Below are 24,273 nucleotides of genomic sequence, written 5' to 3'. Positions count from 1 at the left end.
TGCGGAACCCTTCCTATTTTTCGGCGAGGATGTCTGCGATCCGCTCGACGCGCTGCCGCCAGATCGCCTCGTACTCATCGAGCAGCTGGCGGGCTTTTTGCAAGCCATCATGGTTGCCCCGCACGATCTGCTCCCTTCCGCGCTTCTCCTTCGTTATGAGGGACGCGCGTTCCAACACCGCCACGTGTTTCTGGACAGCGGCGAAACTCATGGCGTAGAGAGCGGCCAAGCCGGACACTGAGTACTCCCCGATAGTCACTCGTCGGACGATATCCCGACGCGTGGCATCGGCAAGTGCCTGGAACAGGCGGTCAAGTTCGGTTTCACTGAGCTGATCTACAACCATTTGGTTGTAGGATATGCCGACGGCGGAGGGGAGTCAATGGGCATAGGTATATCGCCCTTAGTCGAACTTCAGCGGAGTCCAACCGAACGGAATCGGGCCGCGCACTCTTGCCCGGCTCCTGTCGGCTTCGTCCGACCAACCCTGCCCAGAGCTTGCGGCTGGAATGCCCGTGGCGCCACGTGCCACCCGGAATCCAACGTCTTCCAGGACGGCATCCGGAGCGCTGCCCCGCCGTACCGACGCACGCACGTTCCAGGCTTCGTCAGCCCAGCCACCACCACGGAATGTCCTGTAGTCGCCGTATCTCGCCGGATCCGCGTAGTCCCAGCACCACTCCCAGACGTTCCCGAGCATGTCGTAGGCGCCTAACTCGTTGGGAGCCTTTAACGCGACGCCGGCGGGTGCGGACAAGCCGTCCTTCGCGGTCCATGCAATCTCGTTGAGCGGACCATAGTGCGGACCCGAGGACCCGGCGCGGCAGGCGTATTCCCATTCCGCCTCGGTGGGCAGCCGGTAGCCGTTGGCCGCGACGTTCCATTCGACGTTTCGTCCGGTGCGGGCGTATGCCGGGCTGAGACCCTCCGCTCCCGAGGCCGCGTTGCACCAATCGATGGCCTCAAGCCAGGTGACACCGTGTGCCGGCGCGTTTGGAGAATGACCAGGGCTGGGGTCGCGCTTGACACCGGCAAACTCGGCCCGAGTAACCGCCGTCCTTCCAATTTCAAAGCCCACCAGGTCCACCGAGTTGGTGCTGCCACTGCGCGCATCGCGGAGTTCAATCCGGCCACCAGGCAGGCTGAGGAGCTCTGGCGGGTTGATGAGCCTCAGACCTCCGCCACCGGCGCCGCGAACTGGGCTTCATAGAGCCGCGAGTACGCGCCACCAGCAGCCAACAGCTCCGTATGGGTTCCCTGCTCTACGATCTGGCCGGACTCCATCACCAGGATGAGGTTGGCGTCGCGGATCGTGGAGAGGCGGTGTGCGATCACGAAGCTCGTCCGGTCGGAACGCAGGGCGTTCATGGCCTTCTGCACCAAAACCTCGGTCCGGGTGTCCACGGAGCTCGTGGCCTCGTCCAAGATCAGGACTGACGGACGGGCCAGGAATGCCCTGGCGATGGTGAGCAGCTGCTTCTCCCCGGCGGAAACGTTGCTGCCCTCGTCGTCGAGCACGGTGTCGTAGCCCTCCGGGAGGGAGTGCACGAAGCGATCCACGTACGTTGCTTGGGCGGCTTCCAGGATCTCGGCTTCGGTAGCTTCGGGCCGTCCGTAGGCGATGTTGTCCCGGATGGTGCCGCCGAACAGCCACGTATCTTGGAGCACCATGCCCATCCGCGAGCGCAGTTCGTAGCGCGACATCGAGGCGACGTCCACGCCGTCGAGCGTTATCCGCCCCGCGTCCAGCTCGTAGAAGCGCATCATCAGGTTCACCAGGGTGGTCTTGCCCGCCCCGGTAGGCCCGACGATCGCCACGGACTGTCCGGGCTCGGCCACCAGGCTCAGATTCTGGATCAACGGCTTGTCTGGCGAGTAGGAGAAGGAAATGTTCTCGAACACGAGTCGTCCGCGCGTCACCTCGGGAACAGCTGAAGGCTCAGGATCAGCGCTTTGCTCCTCGGTATCGAGGAGCGCGAAGACGCGCTCGGCGGACGCGACGCCGGACTGGAGCAGATTGGCCATCGAACCAAGCTGGGCCAAGGGCTGCGTGAACTGCCGGGAGTACTGGATGAAGGCCTGGACATCGCCCAACTGCATGGCGCCGGAGGCCACCTGCAAGCCGCCCACCACTGCAATCCCGACATAGACCAGGTTGCCGATGAATGTCAGTGCCGGCATGATCAAGCCACTGATGAACTGGGCGCCGAAGCTGGCCGAGAACAGCTCTGCGTTCTTCTCGCGGAAGCGCTCCTCCACTTCGCGCTGGCGGCCGAACACCTTCACGAGCGCGTGGCCGGTGTAGGTCTCTTCGATCTGGCCGTTCAGCTCGCCGGTGTTCTTCCACTGGGCCACGAACAGCTTCTGCGAGCGCTTGGCAATCAGCACGGTGGTCACCAGCGTCAACGGCACGGTGACCAAGGTGATAAACGCCAGAATCGGCGAGAGCAGGAACATCATGAAGATGACGCCGGCCACCGTGAGCAGGGACGTGACCGCCTGGCTGATGGACTGTTGGAGGCTTTGCGAAATGTTGTCGACGTCGTTGGTCACGCGGCTGAGCAGCTCGCCGCGCTGCACCGAATCGAAATAGCGCAGCGGAAGCCGGTTGATCTTCGCTTCAATCTGCTCGCGGAGCCGGTACACGGTCCGCTGCACGACGCCGTTGAGCACGTAGGCCTGAATCCAGCCGAACGCTGAGGCCAGGACATACAAGACCAGCACCCACAGCAGGATCGAGGACAACGCCCCGAAGTCGATTCCGACGCCGGGAGTCAGGTCCATGCCCTTCAACATGTCCGCTTTGGAGCCTTGGCCGGAAGCGCGCAGCCCGTCGATGACCTGTTGCTTGCTCACCCCGGCGGGAAGCTGCTTGGACACGACGCCGGCGAAGATCAAGTTGGTGCCCTCGCCCAGCAGCCGGGGGCCGATCACGGACAGGGTCACGCTGGCCACGGCGAGGAAGAGGACCAGTGTCAGCCACAAGCGCTCGGGCCGCAGTGTGCCCAGGAGCCGCTTGGCCGAGGGCAGGAAGTTCATGGCCTTTTCGGCCGGGATGCTCATTCCCGCGAAGGGTCCGCCGCGGCCTGGTCCCATCGGGGGACGCTGCGGGCGGCTGGCTGTGCCTGCTGTGCCGCTCATGCCGCCTCCTCCGCTGCCAGTTGTGAGGAAACTATCTCGCGGTACGTTTCTGAAGCCTCCAACAACTCTTCGTGGGTTCCGCGCCCCACGAGCCGCCCGTCGTCGAGCACTAGAATCTGCTCGGCGTCGGCGATGCTGGACACCCGCTGCGCAATGATGACCATGGTGGCGCCGGAAGTGTGGCGCTTGAGCGCCTGGCGGAGCCTGGCGTCGGTGGCGGTGTCCAAGGAAGAGAAGGAGTCGTCGAAGATGTAGAGCTCGGGTTGCTTCACGAGTGCCCGGGCGATGGCGAGGCGCTGCCGCTGACCGCCGGAAACATTGGTGCCGCCCTGCGAGATCGGAGCGTCAAGCCCACCCTCCATTTCCTCGACGAAGTCCTGGGCCTGTGCGATGGAGAGCGCACGCCAAAGTTCTTCCTCTGTGGCGTCGGGCTTGCCGTAGAGCAGGTTGCTTCGGACGGTGCCGGAGAACAGGTAGGGCTTTTGTGGGACCAGCCCGATGTGCCCCCACAAGAGGTCCGGGTGAAGTTCGCGGACGTCGACGTCGTCGATCCGCACCGAGCCGCTGCTCGCGTCGAAGAGCCGCGGCAGCAGGTTCACCAAGGTGGTCTTGCCCGCGCCCGTGCTGCCGATGATAGCCGTTGTCTGGCCTGCGCGTGCCCGGAAGCTGATGCCGCTGAGGACCGGCTGCTCGGCACCCGGGTAGGCGAATCCGACGTCGCGCAATTCAAGCTCGCCGCGGCCGGCAGTCTCGGTCACCGGGTTCTCGGGAGGCCGCACGCTCGATTGGGTCTCCAGCACTTGTCCGATGCGGTCCGCCGAAACGGCCGCACGAGGGATCATGACGGCCATGAACGTGGCCATCATGACGGACATGAGGATCTGCATGAGGTAGCTCAGGAAGGCGATCAAGGTGCCCACCTGCATGGACCCGTCGTCGATCCGGAAAGATCCGAACCAGATCACGGCCACGCTGGAGACGTTGAGCACCAGCATCACCACGGGGAACATGAGGGCCATGAGCCGCCCGGCCCGAAGCGCCATCTCGGTGACGTCCTGGTTGGCCGAGGCGAAGCGTTCCGTCTCCATGTCCTCGCGCACGAACGCGCGCACAACGCGGATGCCGGCGAGCTGTTCGCGGAGCACCCGGTTCACGGTGTCGATCCGGACCTGCATCTTGCGGAACAGCGGTACCATCCGGCTCACAATGAGGCCCACCGCAACGAGCAGCACGGGGACGCTCACGGCAATCAGCCAGGACAACTGCGCATCCTGACGGACAGCCATGATGACGCCGCCGATGCTGAGCATGGGCGCCGCAACCATGAGGGTGCAGGACATCAGGACGAGCTGCTGGACCTGCTGCACATCGTTGGTGGAGCGCGTGATCAGCGAGGGCGCACCGAAGCGGGTGACCTCCTGCTCGGAGAACTCCCCCACCCTCGTGAAAATAGCGCCGCGCAGGTCCCGCCCCAAGCCCATGGCGGCTTTCGCGCCGAAGTACACCGCCGTGATCGAACAGGCGATCTGCAGGAGGGTGATGAGCAACATGAGGCTGCCTGTCCCCAGGATGTATCCGGTATCCCCCTTGGCCACGCCTTCGTCAATGATGTCGGCATTCAGCGTGGGCAAATACAGGGAAGCTATCGACTGCGCCAACTGGAAAATGACGACGGCGATCAGCAGCCGCCGATGTGGCCGCAGGTACTGAACGAGAAGTTTCCAGAGCATCGTTCTCCAACTCACGTAGTGATTCGAAGGCCAGTCTACGACTGGTTGCTGGGGGCAACTAGAGCTTTCCCTCAGGGCGAAGCATGGCAGGTGATCAGGTGCAACCCTCGCTCAGCTATGGGGCCTCTTTCCCCAACCCTCGCTCAGATCATGGGGTTTACCGCGCAAGAGCAACGCCGATCTCGCGATTCACTGCAGGGATGATTTCGGTAGCCAGGAGCTCGATGGACCGCGCCGTCTCAGAGAAAGGCAAGCCGCCGAGACCGACCTGAGCCAGATACCGCGTGTTACCGAGGGCGTTATGAATTTCCAGTAGCTTTTCGACGAGCTGTTGGGGGCTTCCCACAAGCAGGCCGCCACCCGGTTCGGTCCATTCATCGAAGGTGTTTCGCGGGAAATGGTCAACTGGCCGGGGCATGTTCTGCTCGAAGTAGGCGCGATAGTAGGGGTAGAAGGTGTCCCTGGCCTGCTGCGACGTCGGCGCCACATAGAAATGGCCCCCAGCACCGACCGGCAGGGCGGCAGCATCGTGTCCCGCGTTTTCGGCGGTCTCCCGGTACAGTTCCACGAGCCGGCGGAATCGTGCCGGCCCGGACAGCAGAGCGATAAACAGCGGCAGGCCCAACCGCCCCGCCCGGACGAAACTCTGCGGAGTACCGCCCACGCCCACCCAGATGGGCAACTTTTCCTGGATCGGACGGGGCGCTATGTCCATCCCGCAGACGGTTTGGGTCAGGCTTCCCTCCCAGCGAAGGTTGTCGTTGTCACGCAGCGCGAGCAGCATGTTCAGCTTCTCTTCGAACAGCTCGTCATAGTCCTCCAATCTGTGGCCAAACAACGAGTACGACTCCACAAAGGCGCCACGGCCGGCAATGATCTCTGCCCGCCCGCCCGAAATTAGATCCAGCGTGGAGAACTGCTCGAAGAGCCGGACAGGGTCCTGGGTGGAGAGAACCGTGACGGCGGTGCCCAGCCGCAGGTTGGTGGTTTCCCGAGCGATGGCCGCGAGCACCATTTCGGGGGCAGAGAGGGCGAAATCGTGCCGATGATGCTCTCCCAGGCCCAGGAACGATAGTCCCGCCTGCTCGGCGAGCTTCGCCAGCTCAATGATGTCCTTGACCCGCTGGTGCGGTGACAGGGAGACTCCGGCCTTGATGTCGCGGGATAGCTCACCGAAAGTGAAGATTCCAAAATCCATAATTAATTGAACATTCAAGTATTTGGATTCATTCCCGAAGCCGTTAGTGAGCGAGGGTCCGCCGCAACCCCCACATACGTGAGCGAGCGTCTTGATGGCGCAGGGCGTGCCGCCGTCGTACCCGGACAGTAGGCTGGAAACACTCGGCAAGATCCGCTACGAAAGGACCGTAGTCATGGCATACATCACCGTCGGAAATGAAAACAGCACCGAGATAGAGATTTACTACGAGGACCACGGGACCGGCCAGGCAGTGGTCCTCATCCACGGCTATCCCCTGGATGGTTCGTCCTGGGAGAAGCAGACCGCCGCACTGCTCGACGCCGGCTACCGCGTCATCACTTACGACCGCCGCGGCTTCGGAAAGTCCAGTAAGCCGACCGTGGGCTACGACTACGACACCTTCGCCGCGGACCTGAACACCGTGCTGAACACCCTCGATGTCAACGACGCCGTACTTGTGGGCTTCTCGATGGGTACCGGCGAGGTGGCCCGCTACCTCGGCACGTACGGCTCCGCCCGAGTGGCGAAGGCCGTATTCCTGGCTTCCTTGGAGCCGTTCCTCCTGCAGACCGCGGACAACCCTGGAGGCGTCCCGCAGTCCGTGTTCGACGGACTTTCCGAAGCCGTCATTTCCGATCGCTACGCCTTCTTCACCGAATTCTTCAACAACTTCTACAACGCCTCCACCTTCCTCGGAACGCACCGCTTGAGCGAGGAATCAGTGCGAGCCAGTTGGAACCTGGCAGCCCAGTCAGGCGCCTATGCCTCAGTGGCGGCACAGCCCACGTGGCTCACGGATTTCAGGGCCGACATCCCCAAGATCGACGTGCCTGCTTTGATCGTGCACGGCACCGCGGACAACATCCTCCCCATCGACGTCGCCGGCCGGAAGTTCGCCGAAGCGCTCCCCAGCGCCGAGTATGTGGAGATCGACGGCGCCCCGCACGGCTTGCTGTGGACGCATGGTGCCGAGGTCAACCAGGCCTTGCTCGGCTTCCTCGCGAAGTAGCGCGACCCAGAGGGCGACGAGGACGAGGAGGACGACGACGGCGGGAGGGCCCCCGCCGTCGTCGTCCTCATTTCGCCTGTGCGGAACTTGGAAGATTCCTGACAAAAAATTAGGACGAAACTGAGCGAATATCGCGGGAACCTTAACTCCTCGGGTCCAGTCTTAATGCAAGCACAGGCGGACCACCCGCCGGCGAAAGCACCAAAGCTGCAAGGGGAGCAGGACCGGCCATGAAGACAACAACAGCCCTGGACGAAGTCACCGCCATCAACGGCGTGATCACCGATCAGCAACCCGTTGACTTCCACTCTTTGGGGCTCGCCGGCTGCATCGACCGCCTGGCCGCTCCGCTCCGCCGCCAAGGGACCGAAATCCACTGGGAGACGCCGCACCATGGCGTCGAAATCTCGTCCGACTCCGCTTCCTTGCTCTACCACGCCGCCAAGGAAGTCCTCAGCAACGCCTTCAAGTATGCGCACGCCCACGACATCACCGTCCGGCTCGCCGCCGTCTACCACGGGATCCGGCTGACAGTCACGGACAACGGCGCCGGCTTCGACAGCGAGGCAACGCCCACCGGAGCACACCACGGATTCGGCCTCCGCCTCATGTCCATAGCCGTCAGCGAAGTGGGCGGCGAGGTCTCCATGGTCTCCAGTCCGGGCAACGGAACCTGCGTAACCGTCACCCTGCCGCTCGACTGACGTTAGGTCCAGCCGACGACGGCGGCGGGCAGCCGCCGTCGTCGGTTTCGGCGCTGCTGAAGTAGCGCCCGCCCCGAACGCCCGCTCACATATAGGGCCGTTCCACCCGACCCTCGCTCATTTGTGCCGCCGTTCCGCCCGACCCTCGCTCACATATATGGCCAATCCCGGGATCCCTCGCTCACTAGATGTGAGCGACGGTTTCGAAAAACAACCCCAAAGGTGAGCGAGCGTCTTGGGTGACAGGAAAATGCATGATGCCCTGTTACCGTTCGTAAACAGGGCATCACGCCCCGTGATGCGTCCCACATTCCGGCATATCTTGAAGACCTCCCCAACCCACAATCCTTGGAGGTCCCGATGGCAACAGCAGTCGGCCACGATGACTATGCACTTGAACGGGTTCCCGCATCCGCACGCTTTCACTGGTTCTCCGTAGCGACCCAGCGCTTCGGCCAGCTCAGTTCCCTGGCGAGCTTCCTGCTGGGCGCCACCCTCGGCTTCGGCATGGACTTCTGGAGCGCCGTCCTCGCCATCACTCTCGGCTCGGTCATCCTCGAAATCGTCACCATCTTCACTGGTATCGCTGGACAGCGCGAAGGCCTGTCGACGTCGGTACTCGCCCGATGGACCGGCTTCGGCGGAGCCGGTTCATCGCTGATCGGCATCGCCATCAGCCTGAGTGCCATCGGCTGGTTCGGCATCCAGAACGCCGTCTCCGCGCAAGGGTTGGCCAACCTCGTCGGAGTCCTGCCCGCGTGGGCATGGGCCTTGATATTCGGCGTGCTGGTCACCCTGATCGTCATGTTCGGCATGGCTTCCATGGCCTGGACCGCGTACGTCGCAGTACCGGCCTTCCTCCTGCTCGCGGGCTGGTCCATCATTGCCGAATTGTCCAAGCACAGCCTGGGCGACCTCCTCACGGCATCACCCGGAGGACCCACACTCACACTGATCCAAGGCACCACGATCGTGGCGGGCGGTTTCATCGTTGGCGCGGTCATTACGCCGGACATGTCCCGCTTCAACTGCTCCGCCAAGGACGTGGTCAAGCAGACCGTCCTCGGCATCACCCTGGGCGAGTACGTCATCGGCCTCATCGGTGTCCTCCTGGCGTTGGCACTCAAGACCAACGACGTCGTAGCGATCGTCACATCGACATCGGGCTTCATCGGCACACTGATCGTCATCACCGCGACGCTCAAGATCAACGACTGGAACCTCTACGCGGCCTCCTTGGGCATCGTCAACTTTGCCGACCGCACCATGAAACGCAAACTGCACCGCGGTGCCGTCACCCTCACGGTCGGCCTCATCGGTACGGTTTTGGGCGCTGCCGGAATCCTGGGACACTTCACGGACTTCCTTATCCTTCTCGGCGTGGTCTTCCCACCCATCGCGGGCATCATGGTGGCCGAGTATTTCGTGGTCCGGAAATGGCGCCCTGAACTGGAATCCAGCCGCAAGCTCGGCCGTTTGCCTGAGCATGCTCCCGCCTGGGTACCCGCCACGATCGTGATCTGGGTGCTCGCCTCCGTCATCGGATACTTCGTGGCTTGGGGACTGCCGTCCATCAATTCCCTCTTCATCGCCTTCATCCTCTACGCCGTCGCAGGGCGACTTGGCCTGATCCGGGGCATCGGCAGCACCAAGACCTACCCGGACCACGAACCCGCCTCCGTCCCGGAACCTGCCGCCTCCTAGGGCCACACCCTGACGCCGAACCCGGCTGCCCCTGAACCCGAAATCAAAGGAGAATCAACCATGATGCGCATCGGCATAGACGTCGGCGGCACCAATACCGACGCCGTCCTCATGAATGGCAGCAGCGTCCTGGCTGCCACCAAGACCCACACCACCGAAGATGTCACCAGCGGAATCGTCAGCGCCCTGCGGCAACTCCGAGAAGCGGCCAGTTTCGATCCCGGCGACGTGGCCGCCGTCATGATCGGCACGACGCACTTCATCAACGCGCTCGTGGAGGGCAAGAACCTAACCCCGACGGCGGCCATCCGCTTCGGACTTCCGGCCACCCGGGCTCTGCCGCCCCTGGTGGACTGGCCGCGCCGCTTGGTGGATGTCCTCGGCGGACACAGCTACCTCTGCCACGGCGGCCACGAGTACGACGGTCGCCAGATCAGCCCCTTCGACGAGCGCGAGTTCCGGGAAGTCCTGGACAAGGTCGCGGATGCAGGGGCCCGCTCCATCGCCGTGTCCTCGGTGTTTTCCCCCATCAATGCCGAGTTCGAGCTGCGGGCAGCACAGATCGTGGACAGCGAATACCCGGAGCTGTCCGTCAGCCTCTCCCACGAGATCGGACGGATGGGCCTGCTCGGCCGTGAGAATGCCACCATCATCAACGCGGCACTCCGCGACCTCGCCGATCACGTCACCTCGGGCCTGAGCCGCACCGTTGCCGAAGCGGGCATCAGCGCTCCCGTATACCTCAGCCAGAACGATGGCACCCTGATGGACATCGACTACGCCCGCAGGTACCCCGTGGCCACGTTCGCGTCCGGCCCCACCAACTCGATGCGCGGGGCCGCGTTCCTTTCCGGAGAGCAGGACTGCGCGGTGGTCGACGTCGGCGGCACCACCACCGACGTCGGCATCCTCCAGTCTGGCTTCCCGCGCGAGGCCTCCACCGACGTCGCGGTCGCCGGGGTACAGACGAACTTCCGCATGCCTGATGTGCTGTCCATTGGAATTGGCGGTGGCAGTTTGGTCCGCTCGCTCGACGGAAGGGTCGAGGTAGGCCCAGGCAGCGTCGGCTACGCGTTGACCGAACGTGCCTTGCTGTTCGGCGGAGATACTCTGACGGCCACCGACGTTGCCGCAGCCGCTGGCCTGATCCAACTCGGTGACAACGACCGCGTCGCAGGGCTTGACCCCGCAATGGTGCGGGCCTCCCTGGAAAGCATCGCTACGCGGACGGCTGAAACCGTTGACCGCATGCGGACCTCGGCCGAACCTGTGCCCGTGGTGGTGGTCGGCGGCGGCGGCTTCCTGGTTCCGGACAACCTGGCCGGCGCCTCGGCAGTGCTGCGGCCCGAGCATGGTTCCGTTGCCAATGCGATCGGCGCCGCCATCGCGCAAGTGGGCGGCGAAGTGGACCGGGTCTTCTCTGTGGATCCCGGCAGCCGCGATTCAGTGCTCGACGCCGCGCGGCAGGAAGCCACTGACCGTGCCATCGCGGCCGGCGCACGCCCCGATTCGGTCTCGATCGTGGACATCGAAGAAGTTCCCTTAGCGTACTTGCCCGGCAACGCTACGCGCATCCGGGTCAAGGCAGTCGGCAACCTGGCTCTTGGAGGCAACAATGCGTGAAATTGACGAAACCCAAATGTCGGACATCGCCCGCGGTGCGGCGGTGCTGGGCACGGGGGGCGGCGGCGATCCGTACGTGGGCCGTCTTCTGGCCGAACAGGCACTGCGCCAGCACGGTCCGGTGACCCTGCTCGACGTCGACGAGTTGCCGGACGACGCCGTCGTAGTCCCCGTTGCGCTCATGGGTGCCCCCACCGTGATGCTGGAGAAGATGCCGGCGGGCGACGAAGCCACTAACGCGCTGCGCGCCGTCGAGCAGCTGATCGGCAAGCGCGTCACCCACACCGTCTCCATCGAGGCTGGCGGCCTGAACTCCGTGACTCCCTTTATTGCCGCGGCGGAACTGGGTTTGCCGCTAGTTGATGCTGACGCCATGGGGCGCGCCTTCCCGGAACTTCAAATGGTCCTGCCGACACTCAGCGGAGTCCACGCAAGCCCCATGACCATGGCGGACGAACGCGGAAATGCGATTACCCTGCAGACCGTCGACAATGCCTGGGCCGAACGCTTGGCCCGCGCCGTAGCTATCGAGATGGGCTGCACCGCCGCGGTCAGCCTGTATGTCTTGACCGGTAAGCAAATCAAGGAGCTCATGGTTCCCGGAACCATCACCTTGTGCGAACGGCTGGGAACCGGCATCCGAGAAGCCCGCGAGCAGCACCGGGATCCCGTCGCGGTGGCCACGGAGCTGCTGCGCGGCAAGAAGCTGTTCACCGGCAAGATCGTGGACATCCAGCGCAGGACGGAGGCCGGTTTCGCACGAGGCGAGGCACACTTGGATGGCGTTGGCGAGTACCTGGGATCGCGCTTCGAACTCGCCTTCCAGAACGAACACCTCGTGGCGCGGCGCGACGGCGAAGTGGTGGCCAGCGTCCCGGATCTCATCTGTGTGCTGGACACGGATTCCGGCGAGCCAGTCACCACGGAGATGCTCCGCTACGGTGTCCGTGTCACGGTCCTCGCTGCCCCGTGCGACCCCCGCTGGCGCACCGATGCTGCGCTCGAACTGGTGGGACCTGGCTACTTCGGCTACCACCACGAGTACATGCCGATCGGCTGAATCGCCCGTGCCACAATGATCACCATGAGGATCTATCCCGTGCCAGCTCTGCCGTGAGGCAACGAGTACCGGTGGAACGCTATCTGGGCGTGGACGACGTATCCGCGCTGGCCGCGGGAGCAGGTCTGCTGGGGTCCGGCGGCGGCGGGGATGCCGCCGTCGGATCCCGGCTTTTGCGGCATGTGCTCCAAGGCGGAGGGCGCGCCCGTCTGGTAGCGGCCGGTGATTTGCCTCCGGACACGGTGGTGGTCCATGTCGGGCTCGCCGGTGCGCCGGACGTCGTCGCGGAGCGGCCACCGGGCGGGGAAGACTTTGCCAACGCTGTTACCGCGCTGGCAGGTGCCCTGCGGCAACGCGTTGGGGCCATTGGCGTGATCGAAATCGGCGGGTTGAACGCACTCATCCCTTTGGTTGCCGCGCAAGTGCTCGGGCTTCCCGTGGTGGACGGCGACCTCATGGGCCGGGCTTTCCCCCGGATCAGCCAGACAACCCTCGCCGCCGCAGGCCACCCGGCCACGCCTATGGCAGTGGTTGGGCCCGCGGGAGACTCCGTCATTATCGAATCCGCTTCCATCGATGCGGCGGACCGGATCATGCGCGCCAACGTCGCCGCCCTTGGTGGTGCCGCAGCAGTGGCTCTCTACCCCTGCCGGGCCGACACTTTGGCAGCACTTGGCCTGCCCGGTTCGGTGAGCAAATGCCTCGCGCTCGGCCGGGCCCTCGCCGCTTCGGCGGGGCGTAGTGTTTCGGACCTCGCCAAGCGGCTGGGTGGCGAGCTGCTGTGCGAGGGCAGGGTGGACGAGATCCGGCCCCGCCGCGGCGAAGTCCCCGGCAGCCTCACGGTCACGGACCGCTCAGCCGGGCACATCCTGAGGCTGGACATGCTCGACGAATACCTGAACGTGGCCATCGACGGCGTCTCCCGCGCGTCCGCGCCCGACGTCCTGGCTGTGCTGGACCCCGTGACCTTTGTTCCCGTTCCGCCGGACAGGCTCCGTTCGGGACAATCCATCGCCCTGCTCCGCCTTTCGTCGATTCCGGGTTGGCCGGACGGCGCTGAAGAGCTGATCGGACTCACCGCTTTCGGGATCGACGCCGGCCAGCCGGAGGCCACCCGATGACCGCCGGGTACGCTCCGGTCAGCGTGCGGGATCTCCTCACCGAAACGGTGCTCGCCGGTGCCGCCGTCGTCGCCGGCAGGCAAGGAATCGATCGTCCCGTCCGGGACTTGAGCTGGTACAGCGGGGAGCTCCCGACGACGGCGAACGGTCACCTCATGGTGTGCGCCGCGGCAGCGGTGACGCCGTCCTACCGCTTGGAGGCCCTCGTCCGGCGGGCCGAATCGGCTGGCGTTGCCGCCCTGCTGATCGCCTCCGAGGAACAACCACCCCTGCTCTCCACCCTCCGCCTTGCCGACCGTCTTGGCATTCCAGTGCTGTCGGTTGTGGGGGCCGACCTCGTGGAACTGCTCCACCGGCTCACCATCCGGGTCCGTGCACCGGAAGTGCAGAGGGCCAGGCTCATCGAGGACGTCGTCCGCCGCCTCAGCACTAAGACAACGGCAGAGGACATTCTGGCCGCGTTGGGCTTGGCGTTGTCCCAATCGGTCTGGTTGCTCTCATCGGACGGGAGTGCGATCCACGGCGAACCCATCAGCCTGCCTTCCACGCTCAGGCTGGACCTGGCCGTCCCGCAGCACAGCGATCCCTCCGCCGACGGACAGATCCTGATCCATCCCGTGACCGAGCCAGGCCCCACCCAGGCCGCCGCATGGCTCGCGTCCTACACTGCCGGCAGCGACGAACACCAGCGCATTGCCACCGCCAGTGCCCTGGCGGTGGCCGAACCTTATGTCCGAGCATGGCTCATTAGCCAGCGGGTAGCAGCCGAAAGGGATTCCGTGTTCCACGGCCGCCTTCTCGCGGACCTGATCGCTGGGCAAGGCGTGGTCAGCCAAGACGTCGTGGAACGCGCGCTGTCCGCAGGTTGGCGGCTCCAGGACTGGCACGTGGGAATTCATTTGGTCCGGACCGCGAGGGTGCCGGATCCTTTGCGGGATGATCCGGTCACGTCGATGAGGAAGCTTCGGAACGCCCTTGAGGCCCAAAAGCTCATGGGACCCGTGGTGGACCGCGGTGATGGGTGGACAGTTTGGATCAGCAGCGCCACCGAACCGCCGTCGTCGGATGGCCGCCGGGTCCTGCGTTCGGTGCGCCTCATGCTGGCCCAGCTGCCCGCACACTGGGAGGTGGTGGCCGGAGTGGGGCGCGTTCATCACGGACCCGGAGGGCTGGTCAGCAGCCTCCTGGAGGCCCGCGACGCCGCAACATTGGCGAGAACCCACGAATACCGTCCTGCGGCCGAACACATCGATGAGCTGGGCGTCGCGAGGCTCTTGGCCGCGTGGCAGGAGTCCGAGATCCTGAGGGCCTTCGCCGAGACCGCGTTGGCCCCGCTCAAAGGCGTGGACGGCGGCCAACTCCTACGCACCTTGCAGGCCTACCTCGAGGCCGGGGGCTCGGTGTCCACCACGAGCATCGTTCTGGGCCTACACCGCAACACCGTCACGGCACGCCTGCACCGTCTCCGCGAGCGCCTGGGCGTGGACCTGGATGATCCCAACCAGCGGCTTGCACTTCAATTGGCCTGCCGCAGCATCGAGACCGAGCACGGTTAAGGGTTCCGACAGTTCAGGGCAACCCGCACAGTCATCCCGTATTCGCAGTGCTCGCTGCCCGTTCCGGGTTGTGAACGGGGGACCTAGTGTTGCCAGCACATGTACCCCTACAGGAGGATCTGTCATGCATCTTCGAGTCATAGTCCCCGTCATCGGCGACACCTTTGCCGAGTCGGTCGGGGCTGAGATCGCCGCTTGGGTTTCACCCGGGACGACTTTCGACGTGGTCGCCCTCGCCCGCGGAACAGCAAGCATCGAGTCCGAGTACGACGAAGCCCTCGCCGCACCGGGCATCCTCGACCGGATCGACGAGGCAAGCAGCGACGGCGTCGATGCCGTGTTTGTTACCTGCTTCGGCGATCCGGGGGTGCACGCGGCGCGGGAAATTGCGGACTACCCGGTGGTCGGCGGCTTCGAACCGGCAGTCCTCCACGCATTGAGCTTGGGCGAAAGGGTCGGCATCGTCACCGTGCTTCCCAACGTCTTGCCGATGCTGCGCAGCCTCACCCGGCGGTACGGCTTGAGCGAGCGGATCGGCTGCATCCGCGTTGTGGACTTGCCGGTGCTTGGTCTGGAGGACCACGAACTGCTCCTGGACCGCCTCCATGCGCAGGCCTCCGAGGCCGTGGACAAGGGCGAGGCCGATGTTATTGTGCTTGGTTGCACCGGGATGCTTGGGGTGGCTGCTGCACTCCAGCGCCGGCTCGAAGAGAACGGCACGTACGTACCGGTGGTGGATCCCACCGGTGCCGCTGTCACCTGGCTCGAAAGCAGCGTCCGGCTGGGCGTCCGGCCAAGCCGAACCACGTACATGCGTCCGCCCGTGAAGGCCCGCAGCGTGTGAGTCGGTGAGCCTATTGCCGTGCGGTCGAAAGTGCCGCACGGGTGGCCGCCAGTTTGGCTTCGGCCCCGGACCTCAGGAAGGCGAGATCCGAGTCGACAGCCAGCAGATCGGCGTCGCGCAACGCACCGCTCAACTCGGCTGAGCCACTGAACGCGCCCGTCAGCTTCCCATGATTCCGCGCCACCGCCAGAACATGGCCGATCGCGTCAAGGGTCTTCGGATCCGTGACCCCATCGGCGCCGAGGGACAGGGCCAAATCGTAGGGACCCACGAAGATCCCGTCGATGCCGTCTGCCTGGGCGATTGCCCCGGCATTGGCCAGCCCCGCGGCGCTCTCGATCATGGCCAGGCACAGCACTTTCCCTTCGGGCTGCAGCGGCGAAGGCGCCGCGATGGCAGATCGTGAGGCCCCGGAACTGCGGACACCCTCTGGCGGAAAGGTGCAGGCGGCCGCGATCGCCGCGGCTTGGGCCGCGGACTCGACCATGGGGACTACAACGCCGGCGGCTCCGGCGTCGAGGGCACGGCCGATCTCCGCCGCGCTGTGCCCGGACGTCCGCACCAAAGCAGGCGTTCGGTTGAGTTCGCAAGCGCGGAGCAAACCGGGAAGTCCGTCCAGGGTGGCGGTGCCGTGTTGCAAGTCGATGCCGATCCAGTCGAATCCACTGCCGGACAAGGCTTCCACGCCGTGCGCATCCAGAAAAGTGAGCCAAGCGCCAAGGCGGTTGTTCGTGTGCGGTGTATTGGCAGGGATCATCGTTTTTCTCCTGATCAGGGGTAACCGAGCCAAATCTACGCCAGGAACGCGACGGGCCCCTTGGGCAGCCCGCCCACTCTGGGCCAAGAAACTAGGCATTCCGCCCGTCATAGTCACAACAACGAGACCAGAGCGTAACTCCATGACGCTCGATATCTCTCTCATTCGTAAGCAGTACCCCGCCTTCTCCGACGGAACCGCCTTCTTGGACGGCGCAGGCGGTACGCAGCTCCCGGATTCCGTGATCGATGCCGTTTCGGATGCTTACCGAAAAGGGCTCGGCAATGCACATGGAGAATTTCCGGCCAGCCGTCGGGCGGACCGGTTGGTCGCCGAGGCGCGGCGGGCCGTGGCGGACGTGGCTCGGCTGCTCGGCGGGGTCGAGGAGCTGGCGCCGTAGGTTCCCGGGCGACCGCTTTCGGTCACGCCACGCAACTTTTCGGCAATTCCGGCGTCCGTCCGCCCCGGAATTCCGGGCCGAACAGGGTGCCGCGCCTCCAAAAACCTGCTAAGCGTGACACTCGGGCGCGCTGAACCCAAGGAAGCCCCCCCTAGGAGAACTCCTTCACCCAAGACGCCCCCTCACATACAGGCCCAATTCCGGGATCCCTCGCTCACTAGATGTGAGCGAGGGATCCGGAAAACAACCACATAAGTGAGCGAGCGTCTTGGGTGAGCGAGTCAGGCCAAGGAGTCCCTTCATATCACCTAAGGAAAGCCCCCTAGGAAAACTCCTTCAACGCCTCGGTCAGCAGGCTCCCCGGAGACCCGAGTCGAACATGGGCTCCGTTCGAAGCCACGAGTTCGCCAGCTATGACGACGGCGGTGACGTCGCTCGCCGTCGCACTGAACGCGAACTGTTGCGGCATGGAGCCCGCGGTTCGAACCGAGTCCGGTGCCACGGCCATCAGGTCGCAGATTGCGCCGACTTCCAATGCCGATGCCACGGGTGTGCCCATGGATGCCGCCGCACCAACCGTAGCGGCACGGAGCAGTTCCTGGGGTGAGAACCTGCCCCGCTGACCCGAACCTAGGCGTTCCCCGTGTTCCAAGGTGCGCATTTCAACCCAGGGATCAATCACCGCGTGTTGGTCCGTGCCCAGGGCGATGGTGGAGCCGGCGTCGGACAATGCGCGTGCCGGCCCGATGCCATCGGCGAGATCGGCCTCAGTGCTGGGACACATCACCACAGTAGATCCCGCATCCCCGAGGAGCTGGATGTCGTCCGGCGTCAGGTGGGTCGCGTGGACGGCGGAAAGCCGCCCGGACAGTAGGCCATGCCGGGCAAGAAGTCCGGCCGGTGTGACACCGTAAGCCTGCAGGCAGGCCTCGTTCTCCGCCGGTTGTTCGCTGAGGTGGATGTGCAGCGGGATGTCCGCACGCAATTGCTGTGCGACAGTCTTGAGAGCCTCCTCCGGTACGCCGCGGACGGAATGCAGTGCGGCTCCCACGCTCACCCTGTCCGGCGGGAAAGTCCGAGCCACCTCGGCCCGCAACGAGGCGAGCCGGTCCAGCCAGGCTTGGGCATCGGCATCGCCAAACCGTGCCTGTTCCGGACTGAGCGGCGTCCCGATCCCTCCCGCGAGATACAGGGTGTCCAGCAATGTCAGGCGGATCCCGGCCGCCACGGCTGCCCTGGCCAACGCCAGTTCCATCGCGTGCGGCTCCGGGTACGGCGTTCCTTCCGGCTGGTGGTGGACATAGTGGAACTCCGCCACGCTGCTGAAGCCCGAGACCACCATTTCCGTGAAGACTGCCGTGGCGAGCTTCTCGTATTTCTCCGGTGTCAGTTCCGCAGCGCTCCGGTACATTTGCTCCCGCCACACCCAGAAGTCACCGCGCCCGTCATGCGTCCGTCCGCGCAGGATCCGGTGAAAAGCGTGCGAATGGGCGTTGGCCGCGGCGGGGAAGACGACCCCGTTCAATATCCGGTCAGCGGCTTCGGGCTGGACCCCGGTAGAGATCCCGGAGATGCGGCCCTCGTGCACTTCCAGCCGAACACCGGTGGCGACAGCCGCGCCGCCCCCGACAGAACCGCCGTCGACGTTCAATAGCGCCGATTCACACCAGATCCCACTCACAGGAGTCCCTCCAGAACGTCGGCGAGGGCAACGGCGCCGGCTGAAGCATCCTCGTCAGCGACGTATTCTTCCGGGGAGTGCGAAATTCCGCTCGGGTTGCGGACGAAAAGCATCGCCGAGGGGACATGTCCAGCCAAGACTCCGGCGTCGTGCCCTGCGCCGGTTGCCAGCACCGGCGCGCCCGGCAGGAGTTCGCCAACGCGTCGGCTCAGCTCGGGATCGAAGTGCACGGTGTCGCTGTAGGACTCCTCGGTGAGGCTGACAGTGCACCCCTCACCTGCCGCGATTTCCCGGGCCACGCGGTAAATCGATTCGATCAGTTGCGCCGTGACGGCGTCGTCGGGATGGCGGGCGTCGAGCCACAGATCGACCCGGGAGGCAATCACGTTGGTGCCTCCCGGTACCGGGGTCAAGCGGCCGACCGTGGCCCGCGCATCCGGCTGCTTCGCCGCGGTGTCGCGGACGGCAACGACGATCTGCGCGGCCGCGACCATGGGATCGGCGCGGTCGGCCATGAGCGTGGTCCCGGCGTGGTTGCCTTGGCCGCTGACACTCAGCTTCCAGCGGCCGTGGCCCAGGATCGAGCTTCCGACGGCGATGGCCGGGCCGCCTTGGCCGAGCCCCTTTCCCTGTTCCACATGCAGTTCGACGAAGTCGCCGATTCGAGCCATGGTTTCCGGGTCGGGACCAACGTGCCGGGGATCCAGGCCGTTACCGCGCGCGACGTCGGCGAAGGTGTTGCCGTCGACGTCGCGCAGGTTCAGCGCCTTGTCGACGTCGATGGCACCGGTCAGGAGCCGCGAGCCCAAGCAGGCCACGCCAAAGCGGGATCCTTCTTCTTCCGGGAAGACCGTGATGGCCAGGGAACGTCCAGGCTCAAGACCGCGGGAATTAAGTATGTCGACGGCGGCGAGTGCGGACGCGACGCCAAGCGGCCCGTCAAAGGCGCCCCCGCCCGGGACGGAATCGAGGTGGCTGCCGGTAACGAGCGCACCGTCCTGGGGCTTTCCCCACCAGGCCCAGATAATGCCGTTGCGGTCGGTCTCGACGCCGAGGCCGCGCTGCTGGGCCTGTTCGATGAACCAGTGCCTGAGGTCGAGCTCGGGTGTCGAGTAGACGGCCCTGGAGTATCCTCCGCGAACCGCATCGCGGCCCACGCCCTTGATTGAGTCAAGGAGCTGATTGACGGTTTCCACGTGTTCCTCCGATTAATGAAGACTGCCACCAAGTAAAAACCACATGTCACCCAATGACAAGACCTTGAGCGTAGAAGCATGACAATTAACAGGCCTGAAACACCGCCGAAACGGCTTGTTCCCACTGAGCGTCTCAAATCCCGGAATCTCAGGTAATTTCTCGAAATCTATTGCCATTCGATGAAAGTTGATTTTTACTAAGTGGCAAGACATGGTGATTCAGACCACTTGAAAGCAGGTCAGCCAGTGGCAGCAGACTCTTCCACCCGGACGGTCGAAAGGGCGTTGGCCCTCCTGAGCGCGGTCTGCACCGATGGCGCCATCAGCTTGAGCGACGCAGCACGCGTTGTCGACTTGTCGGCCAGCACCGCACTCCGCCTCCTCCGCACACTGGAGGGCAGCGGATTCGTGAAGCGGGATCCGAGCGGAAACTTCCGGCCCGGCGCCAGTGTGATCCAGTTGGGAGCACTCGCGCTGGGTCAGGAATCCCTCGTGTCTCTATGCACACCGCATATGAAGAGGCTGGTGGCCGACACGGGCGAGTCCTGCTATTTGAGCATTCCCGGTCCTGGGGAAACCGGAATCTACATCGCCATTGTCGAAGGTACCCACTCTGTCCGACACACCAGCTGGGTCGGCAGGAGCATTCCGCTGGAAGGATCCGCCGCCGGAAAGGTCCTGACTGGCGGACAAAACGGCCGCGGCTTCGCCATCGTGCGAAGCGGCGTAGAAGACGACATTACGGCCGTCGCCGCACCTATCGTGATCGGCGGCCGCACCGTGGCAGCCCTCAGCATCGTCGCACCGAGCTACCGCTTGGGCGAAGCGAAGGCCCAGACATTTGGCGAGGAACTGGCGAGGGTGGCGAACAACATCCTCGTGGAACCCTCCGGAAACCATGAAGTGCCCCAGGAAAGCATGGAAAAGAAATGATCAAGTTCGAAAATGTCACCAAGGCGTACCCCGATGGGACGGTCGCCGTCGATGGCCTGAACCTCGAGGCGCCCACCGGCAAGTTGACCATCCTGGTTGGCCCGTCCGGTTGTGGCAAAACAACTTCACTGAGGATGATCAACCGCCTCATCGAACCCACCAGCGGAACCATCTACCTTGATGACCAGCCGACGTCGGGCATGGACGCGGCGCTCCTGCGCCGCCGGATCGGCTACGTCATCCAGCACGCAGGCCTCTTTCCGCACCGCACCATTATCGACAACGTGGCCACCATGCCCGTTCTGCTCGGCGAGAGCAGGCAGAAGGCCCGCATGAAAGCCCTCGAACTCATGGAGCGCGTCGGCCTTCCCGCGAGCTTCGCAAAGCGCTACCCGTGGCAACTTTCCGGCGGACAGCAGCAGCGCGTCGGCGTGGCCCGGGCCCTAGCTTCGGATCCGGCCTTCATGCTCATGGACGAACCCTTCAGTGCCGTTGACCCCGTGGTCCGGGCACAGCTCCAGGAGGAGTTCCTCCGGCTGCAGCGCGAGATCGGCAAGACCATCATCATGGTCACCCACGACATCGACGAGGCCCTCAAGCTCGGCGACCAGGTGGCCGTGATGCGCGTCGGCGGAAAACTCGCCCAGATGGCGACGCCGTCGGAGCTGCTGACCTCCCCGGCTGACGAATTCGTGGCCGACTTCGTGGGACGTGACCGTGGCTACCGTTCCCTCGGGTTCACCAACTCGGCGGGTACGGTAACCGTTTCGGAGGAAGCAGTGGTCACGATCGGCGCCTCCGCGGCCGAGGCACAGAGCAAGGCCACGGGAGCCTGGGTGCTCGTGGTCGACGGCGGCCGGAAACCGCTCGGCTGGGCGCAAGCCGATCTCATTAAGGGCGAACTCAAGAGGGAGCACCTCAACCTCAGCGGCACCTCCGCATCATCGTCCGGGACCATGCGCCAATTGCTCGACGCGGCGCTTTCCTCCCCCAGCCGGCGTGGCGTCGTCGTCAATGAACACGGCGAGCTCATCGGCACAGTGACGGCCACCGACGTCGTCAAGGCGATCGAGGCCGAGCCGCACTTGGAGACGGCGCGATGAACTTTGAATGGCTCGGCCGTCAGTCCGACAACATCGTCTTCCTCCTCGGTTGGCACGTGCTGCTCGCCGTCACTCCCCTCATCCTGGGACTACTCATCGCGCTGCCGCTCGGCTGGTGGGCGCACCGCAGCCGCCGGATCTACCCCCTTCTGGTGGGCGTGGCAGGCCTGCTGTACACGGTCCCTTCCCTCGCCCTGTTCGTCCTGTTGCCGCTGGTCCTTGGCACCAAGATCCTGGACCCCCTCAACATCGTGGCGGCCCTGACCATCTACACCGTCGCATTGCTCGTACGCGTGGTGGCCGATGCCTTGGATTCCGTGCCGGAAGACACGGTCCAAGCCGCCAAGGCCATGGGCTACCGCGGCTACCAAAGCCTGGTGAAAGTGGAACTACCCGTGGGCGTCCCCGTCATCAGTGCCGGACTCCGTGTCGCGGCGGTCTCCAACGTGAGCCTCGTTTCCGTGGCAGCGTTGCTAGGCATCCCGCAGCTCGGCTCGCTCTTCACCCAAGGCTTCCAGTTGCGGTTCTTCACCCCGATCATCGCCGGCATCATCCTCTGTGTGGTCCTGGCCATGATCCTCGACGGACTGATCATCCTCCTCAACCGGTGGCTGACACCGTGGACCCCCAAGGTGGTGGCATCATGATCAACTACTTGTTCAATCCCGCGCACTGGAGCGGCGCCGACGGCATCCCCACCCTCATCGGGGAGCACCTGCTCTACTCCCTCATCGCCCTGGCGGTCGCGGCCATCATCGCGGTTCCACTCGGCATCTACATCGGGGTCACCGGCAAGGGCGTCTTCATGATCGCAGGCCTGGCCAACGCCCTCCGTGCCCTCCCCAGCGTGGGCCTGCTGATCCTGTTGGTCCTGCTGATCTCGCCCGCGTTCCCGTCCAAAATGGGCTACATCCTGCCGAGCCTCATCGTCCTCGTGCTCCTCGCGGTCCCACCCATCCTGACCAACACCTACGCCGGCGTCCGCGCTGTGGATGCTGCCGCCGTCGACGCCGCCAAGGGCATGGGCTTCCGCACCATGAAAATCCTCACGGACATCCAGCTCCCCTGCTCACTCCCGCTCATGCTGTCCGGCGTCCGCAGCGCACTGCTGCAGATCATCTCGACAGCGACCATCGCCGCGTACATTTCGCTCGGCGGCCTCGGACGGCTGCTCATCGACGGCAAAGCCCAGAACGACTACAGCCAGATGGTTGCCGGCGCCGTGCTGGTTGCGCTGCTGGCCCTGTTCTTCGACCAATTGCTCGCCTTCATCACCCGCAGGGTCGTCTCACCCGGACTGACCCGGCGCACCGTCAAGGCGGCCGCCCCGACCGCTGCGACCGACACCGTGAAAACCCCCGTCGCGGCCTAGGCATCTCCCCCCGCTTCATCCGTCGTCGGGCGCCCTCGTCCCGCGGCGGCAACACCACCCAATCCACCCCCACTTGGCCACCGCATGCCTTTGCAACGGCCCTCCCCAGAGAGAATTGACATGAAAAAGTACCTGAGCGGCTTCGCCCTCGCGGCAGCCACCGCCATCGCCCTGAGCGCTTGTGGCGGTGGGGATCCCATGAGCTCCTCCAACAACAACTCCCAGGCCGCGGGTTCCACGGACAGCATCATCGTGGGTTCCGCTGATTTCCCGGAAAGCCAGCTCATCGCGAAGATCTACGCCGAGGCCCTCAAGGCCAAGGGCGTCAAGGTCACCGAAAAGCCCAGCATCGGCAGCCGCGAAGTCACCATCCCGGCGCTGAAGGACGGTTCCATCGACCTCATGCCGGAATACGGCGGAGCCCTGCTGCAGTATCTTGACGCAGCCACCAAAGCGGTCACCCCGGATGAAGTCACCAAAGAGCTGAGCACCAAGATCCCTTCCGGACTGACCCAGCTGACGGCATCCAAGGCACAGGACAAGGACGTCCTGGCCATCAAGAAGGAAACTGCCGACAAGTACAACCTCAAGTCCATCAGCGACCTCCAGCCTGCTGCCAAGGACCTGGTCCTGGGCGGCCCGCCGGAGTGGAAGACCCGTATCAACGGTGTCGCCGGCCTGAAGTCTGTCTACAACCTCGACTTCAAGGACTTCTCAGCGCTCGACGCCGGCGGTCCGCTGACGCTGAACGCCCTCCTTTCCGGTCAGGTACAGGTTGCCGATCTCTTCAGCACCGATCCGGCAATCGCCGCCAACAACCTGGTTGCCCTGGATGACAACAAGAACCTGTTCCTGTCCGAGAACATCGTCCCCCTCATCAACCAGAAGAAGTCCACGGACACCGTCAAGAGCGTGCTGGACAAGGTGTCTGCAGCGTTGACCACCGATGACCTGATCCAGATGAACGGCAGGACCGCCAAGTTCGAGGACATGGGACAAATCGCCCAGGACTGGCTCAAATCCAAGAACCTGGCCTAGTTCGAGCAAGAAGCAACTAGTCCAGAAGACTAAGGAGTACGAAGAATGGCACCCGCCGATTTCACTACCGGAGCTCGTCCGGTCAAGGCCGCGCGCGGCA

At 64.5% G+C, this 24,273-nt stretch carries 22 protein-coding genes; 14 read left to right on the top strand and 8 right to left on the bottom strand.

Going from position 1 to position 24,273, the window contains the following annotated elements:
• Positions 1–13: 13 nt before the first annotated feature.
• The 5 genes from QRN52_RS14895 to QRN52_RS14875 all read right to left on the bottom strand — a co-directional run bounded on the left by QRN52_RS14895 (position 14) and on the right by QRN52_RS14875 (position 6,069).
• Positions 14–346, bottom strand: a complete 333-nt coding sequence (locus tag QRN52_RS14895; RefSeq protein WP_284753649.1) for an ArsR/SmtB family transcription factor — start codon at positions 344–346, stop codon at positions 14–16.
• Positions 347–403: 57 nt separating this feature from the next.
• Positions 404–1,165 carry a formylglycine-generating enzyme family protein gene (locus QRN52_RS14890; RefSeq protein ID WP_284753761.1) on the bottom strand — a complete coding sequence of 254 codons (762 nt, stop codon included), beginning with the start codon at positions 1,163–1,165 and terminating at the stop codon, positions 404–406.
• A gap of 5 nt (positions 1,166–1,170) precedes the next feature.
• Positions 1,171–3,141 carry an ABC transporter ATP-binding protein gene (locus tag QRN52_RS14885; RefSeq protein ID WP_284753648.1) on the bottom strand — a complete coding sequence of 657 codons (1,971 nt, stop codon included), beginning with the start codon at positions 3,139–3,141 and terminating at the stop codon, positions 1,171–1,173.
• The gene (locus tag QRN52_RS14880) at positions 3,138–4,871 is read right to left on the bottom strand and encodes an ABC transporter ATP-binding protein (protein ID WP_284753759.1); all 1,734 of its coding nucleotides are present in this window, start codon (positions 4,869–4,871) and stop codon (positions 3,138–3,140) included. Before QRN52_RS14880 ends, QRN52_RS14885 begins: the two co-directional genes overlap by 4 nt.
• A 157-nt stretch (positions 4,872–5,028) precedes the next feature.
• Positions 5,029–6,069, bottom strand: coding sequence for an LLM class flavin-dependent oxidoreductase (locus QRN52_RS14875; RefSeq protein ID WP_284753647.1), 1,041 nt, complete (start codon positions 6,067–6,069; stop codon positions 5,029–5,031).
• Between the two features lie 175 nt (positions 6,070–6,244).
• On the opposite strand from QRN52_RS14875, the gene QRN52_RS14870 reads away from it, so the two are divergent.
• The 8 genes from QRN52_RS14870 to QRN52_RS14835 all read left to right on the top strand — a co-directional run bounded on the left by QRN52_RS14870 (position 6,245) and on the right by QRN52_RS14835 (position 15,693).
• On the top strand, positions 6,245–7,081 hold the full coding sequence (locus QRN52_RS14870; RefSeq protein ID WP_284753646.1) for an alpha/beta fold hydrolase: 837 nt from the start codon (positions 6,245–6,247) through the stop codon (positions 7,079–7,081).
• Between the two features lie 230 nt (positions 7,082–7,311).
• On the top strand, positions 7,312–7,785 hold the full coding sequence (locus QRN52_RS14865) for a sensor histidine kinase (RefSeq protein WP_284753645.1): 474 nt from the start codon (positions 7,312–7,314) through the stop codon (positions 7,783–7,785).
• Between the two features lie 360 nt (positions 7,786–8,145).
• A complete protein-coding gene (locus QRN52_RS14860) occupies positions 8,146–9,489 on the top strand; it encodes a purine-cytosine permease family protein (RefSeq protein WP_284753644.1) in 1,344 nt (447 codons plus the stop codon).
• A 63-nt stretch (positions 9,490–9,552) separates the two neighbouring features.
• Entirely contained in the window at positions 9,553–11,112 is a 1,560-nt protein-coding gene (locus QRN52_RS14855; protein WP_284753758.1) for a hydantoinase/oxoprolinase N-terminal domain-containing protein, read from the top strand.
• On the top strand, positions 11,105–12,172 hold the full coding sequence (locus QRN52_RS14850) for an S-methyl thiohydantoin desulfurase family protein (protein WP_284753643.1): 1,068 nt from the start codon (positions 11,105–11,107) through the stop codon (positions 12,170–12,172). Before QRN52_RS14855 ends, QRN52_RS14850 begins: the two co-directional genes overlap by 8 nt.
• A 71-nt stretch (positions 12,173–12,243) precedes the next feature.
• A complete protein-coding gene (locus QRN52_RS14845) occupies positions 12,244–13,293 on the top strand; it encodes a DUF917 domain-containing protein (protein WP_284753642.1) in 1,050 nt (349 codons plus the stop codon).
• Positions 13,290–14,849 carry a helix-turn-helix domain-containing protein gene (locus QRN52_RS14840; protein WP_284753641.1) on the top strand — a complete coding sequence of 520 codons (1,560 nt, stop codon included), beginning with the start codon at positions 13,290–13,292 and terminating at the stop codon, positions 14,847–14,849. The genes QRN52_RS14845 and QRN52_RS14840 overlap by 4 nt, the downstream gene beginning before the upstream one ends.
• A 124-nt stretch (positions 14,850–14,973) precedes the next feature.
• Positions 14,974–15,693, top strand: a complete 720-nt coding sequence (locus tag QRN52_RS14835; protein ID WP_284753640.1) for an aspartate/glutamate racemase family protein — start codon at positions 14,974–14,976, stop codon at positions 15,691–15,693.
• 10 nt (positions 15,694–15,703) lie between these two features.
• Here the strand turns inward: QRN52_RS14835 and QRN52_RS14830 are convergent, their stop codons facing one another.
• A complete protein-coding gene (locus QRN52_RS14830) occupies positions 15,704–16,450 on the bottom strand; it encodes an HpcH/HpaI aldolase family protein (protein WP_284753639.1) in 747 nt (248 codons plus the stop codon).
• A 142-nt stretch (positions 16,451–16,592) separates the two neighbouring features.
• Here QRN52_RS14830 and QRN52_RS14825 point away from each other — a divergent pair, with 142 nt between their 5' ends.
• Positions 16,593–16,850 (top strand): aminotransferase class V-fold PLP-dependent enzyme, encoded by a 258-nt coding sequence (locus tag QRN52_RS14825; RefSeq protein WP_284753638.1) that lies wholly within the window; start codon positions 16,593–16,595, stop codon positions 16,848–16,850.
• A 322-nt stretch (positions 16,851–17,172) separates the two neighbouring features.
• On the opposite strand, the gene QRN52_RS14820 is transcribed toward QRN52_RS14825, so the two are convergent.
• Positions 17,173–18,531, bottom strand: a complete 1,359-nt coding sequence (locus QRN52_RS14820) for a formimidoylglutamate deiminase (RefSeq protein WP_284753637.1) — start codon at positions 18,529–18,531, stop codon at positions 17,173–17,175.
• Positions 18,528–19,727: an allantoate amidohydrolase gene (locus QRN52_RS14815; protein ID WP_284753636.1), complete on the bottom strand. Its 1,200-nt coding sequence runs from the start codon at positions 19,725–19,727 to the stop codon at positions 18,528–18,530. Before QRN52_RS14815 ends, QRN52_RS14820 begins: the two co-directional genes overlap by 4 nt.
• A gap of 201 nt (positions 19,728–19,928) precedes the next feature.
• Between QRN52_RS14815 and QRN52_RS14810 the strand changes: the two genes are divergently transcribed.
• The 5 genes from QRN52_RS14810 (at position 19,929) to QRN52_RS14790 (ending at position 24,173) form a co-directional block, all read left to right on the top strand.
• Positions 19,929–20,660, top strand: coding sequence for an IclR family transcriptional regulator (locus QRN52_RS14810; protein ID WP_284753635.1), 732 nt, complete (start codon positions 19,929–19,931; stop codon positions 20,658–20,660).
• Complete coding sequence (locus tag QRN52_RS14805) at positions 20,657–21,763, top strand: ABC transporter ATP-binding protein (RefSeq protein WP_284753634.1); 1,107 nt, start codon at positions 20,657–20,659, stop codon at positions 21,761–21,763. The genes QRN52_RS14810 and QRN52_RS14805 overlap by 4 nt, the downstream gene beginning before the upstream one ends.
• Positions 21,760–22,410 (top strand): ABC transporter permease, encoded by a 651-nt coding sequence (locus tag QRN52_RS14800; RefSeq protein ID WP_059389395.1) that lies wholly within the window; start codon positions 21,760–21,762, stop codon positions 22,408–22,410. The genes QRN52_RS14805 and QRN52_RS14800 overlap by 4 nt, the downstream gene beginning before the upstream one ends.
• A complete protein-coding gene (locus QRN52_RS14795) occupies positions 22,407–23,135 on the top strand; it encodes an ABC transporter permease (protein WP_284753633.1) in 729 nt (242 codons plus the stop codon). The genes QRN52_RS14800 and QRN52_RS14795 overlap by 4 nt, the downstream gene beginning before the upstream one ends.
• Positions 23,136–23,255: 120 nt before the next feature.
• Positions 23,256–24,173: an ABC transporter substrate-binding protein gene (locus QRN52_RS14790; RefSeq protein ID WP_284753631.1), complete on the top strand. Its 918-nt coding sequence runs from the start codon at positions 23,256–23,258 to the stop codon at positions 24,171–24,173.
• The last annotated feature ends 100 nt before the right edge of the window (positions 24,174–24,273 follow it).

Origin of the sequence: Arthrobacter sp. efr-133-R2A-120 (genome assembly GCF_030209835.1) — a bacterium.
Classification (GTDB): domain Bacteria; phylum Actinomycetota; class Actinomycetes; order Actinomycetales; family Micrococcaceae; genus Arthrobacter.
This window is presented reverse-complemented; position numbering and strand designations above follow the sequence as displayed.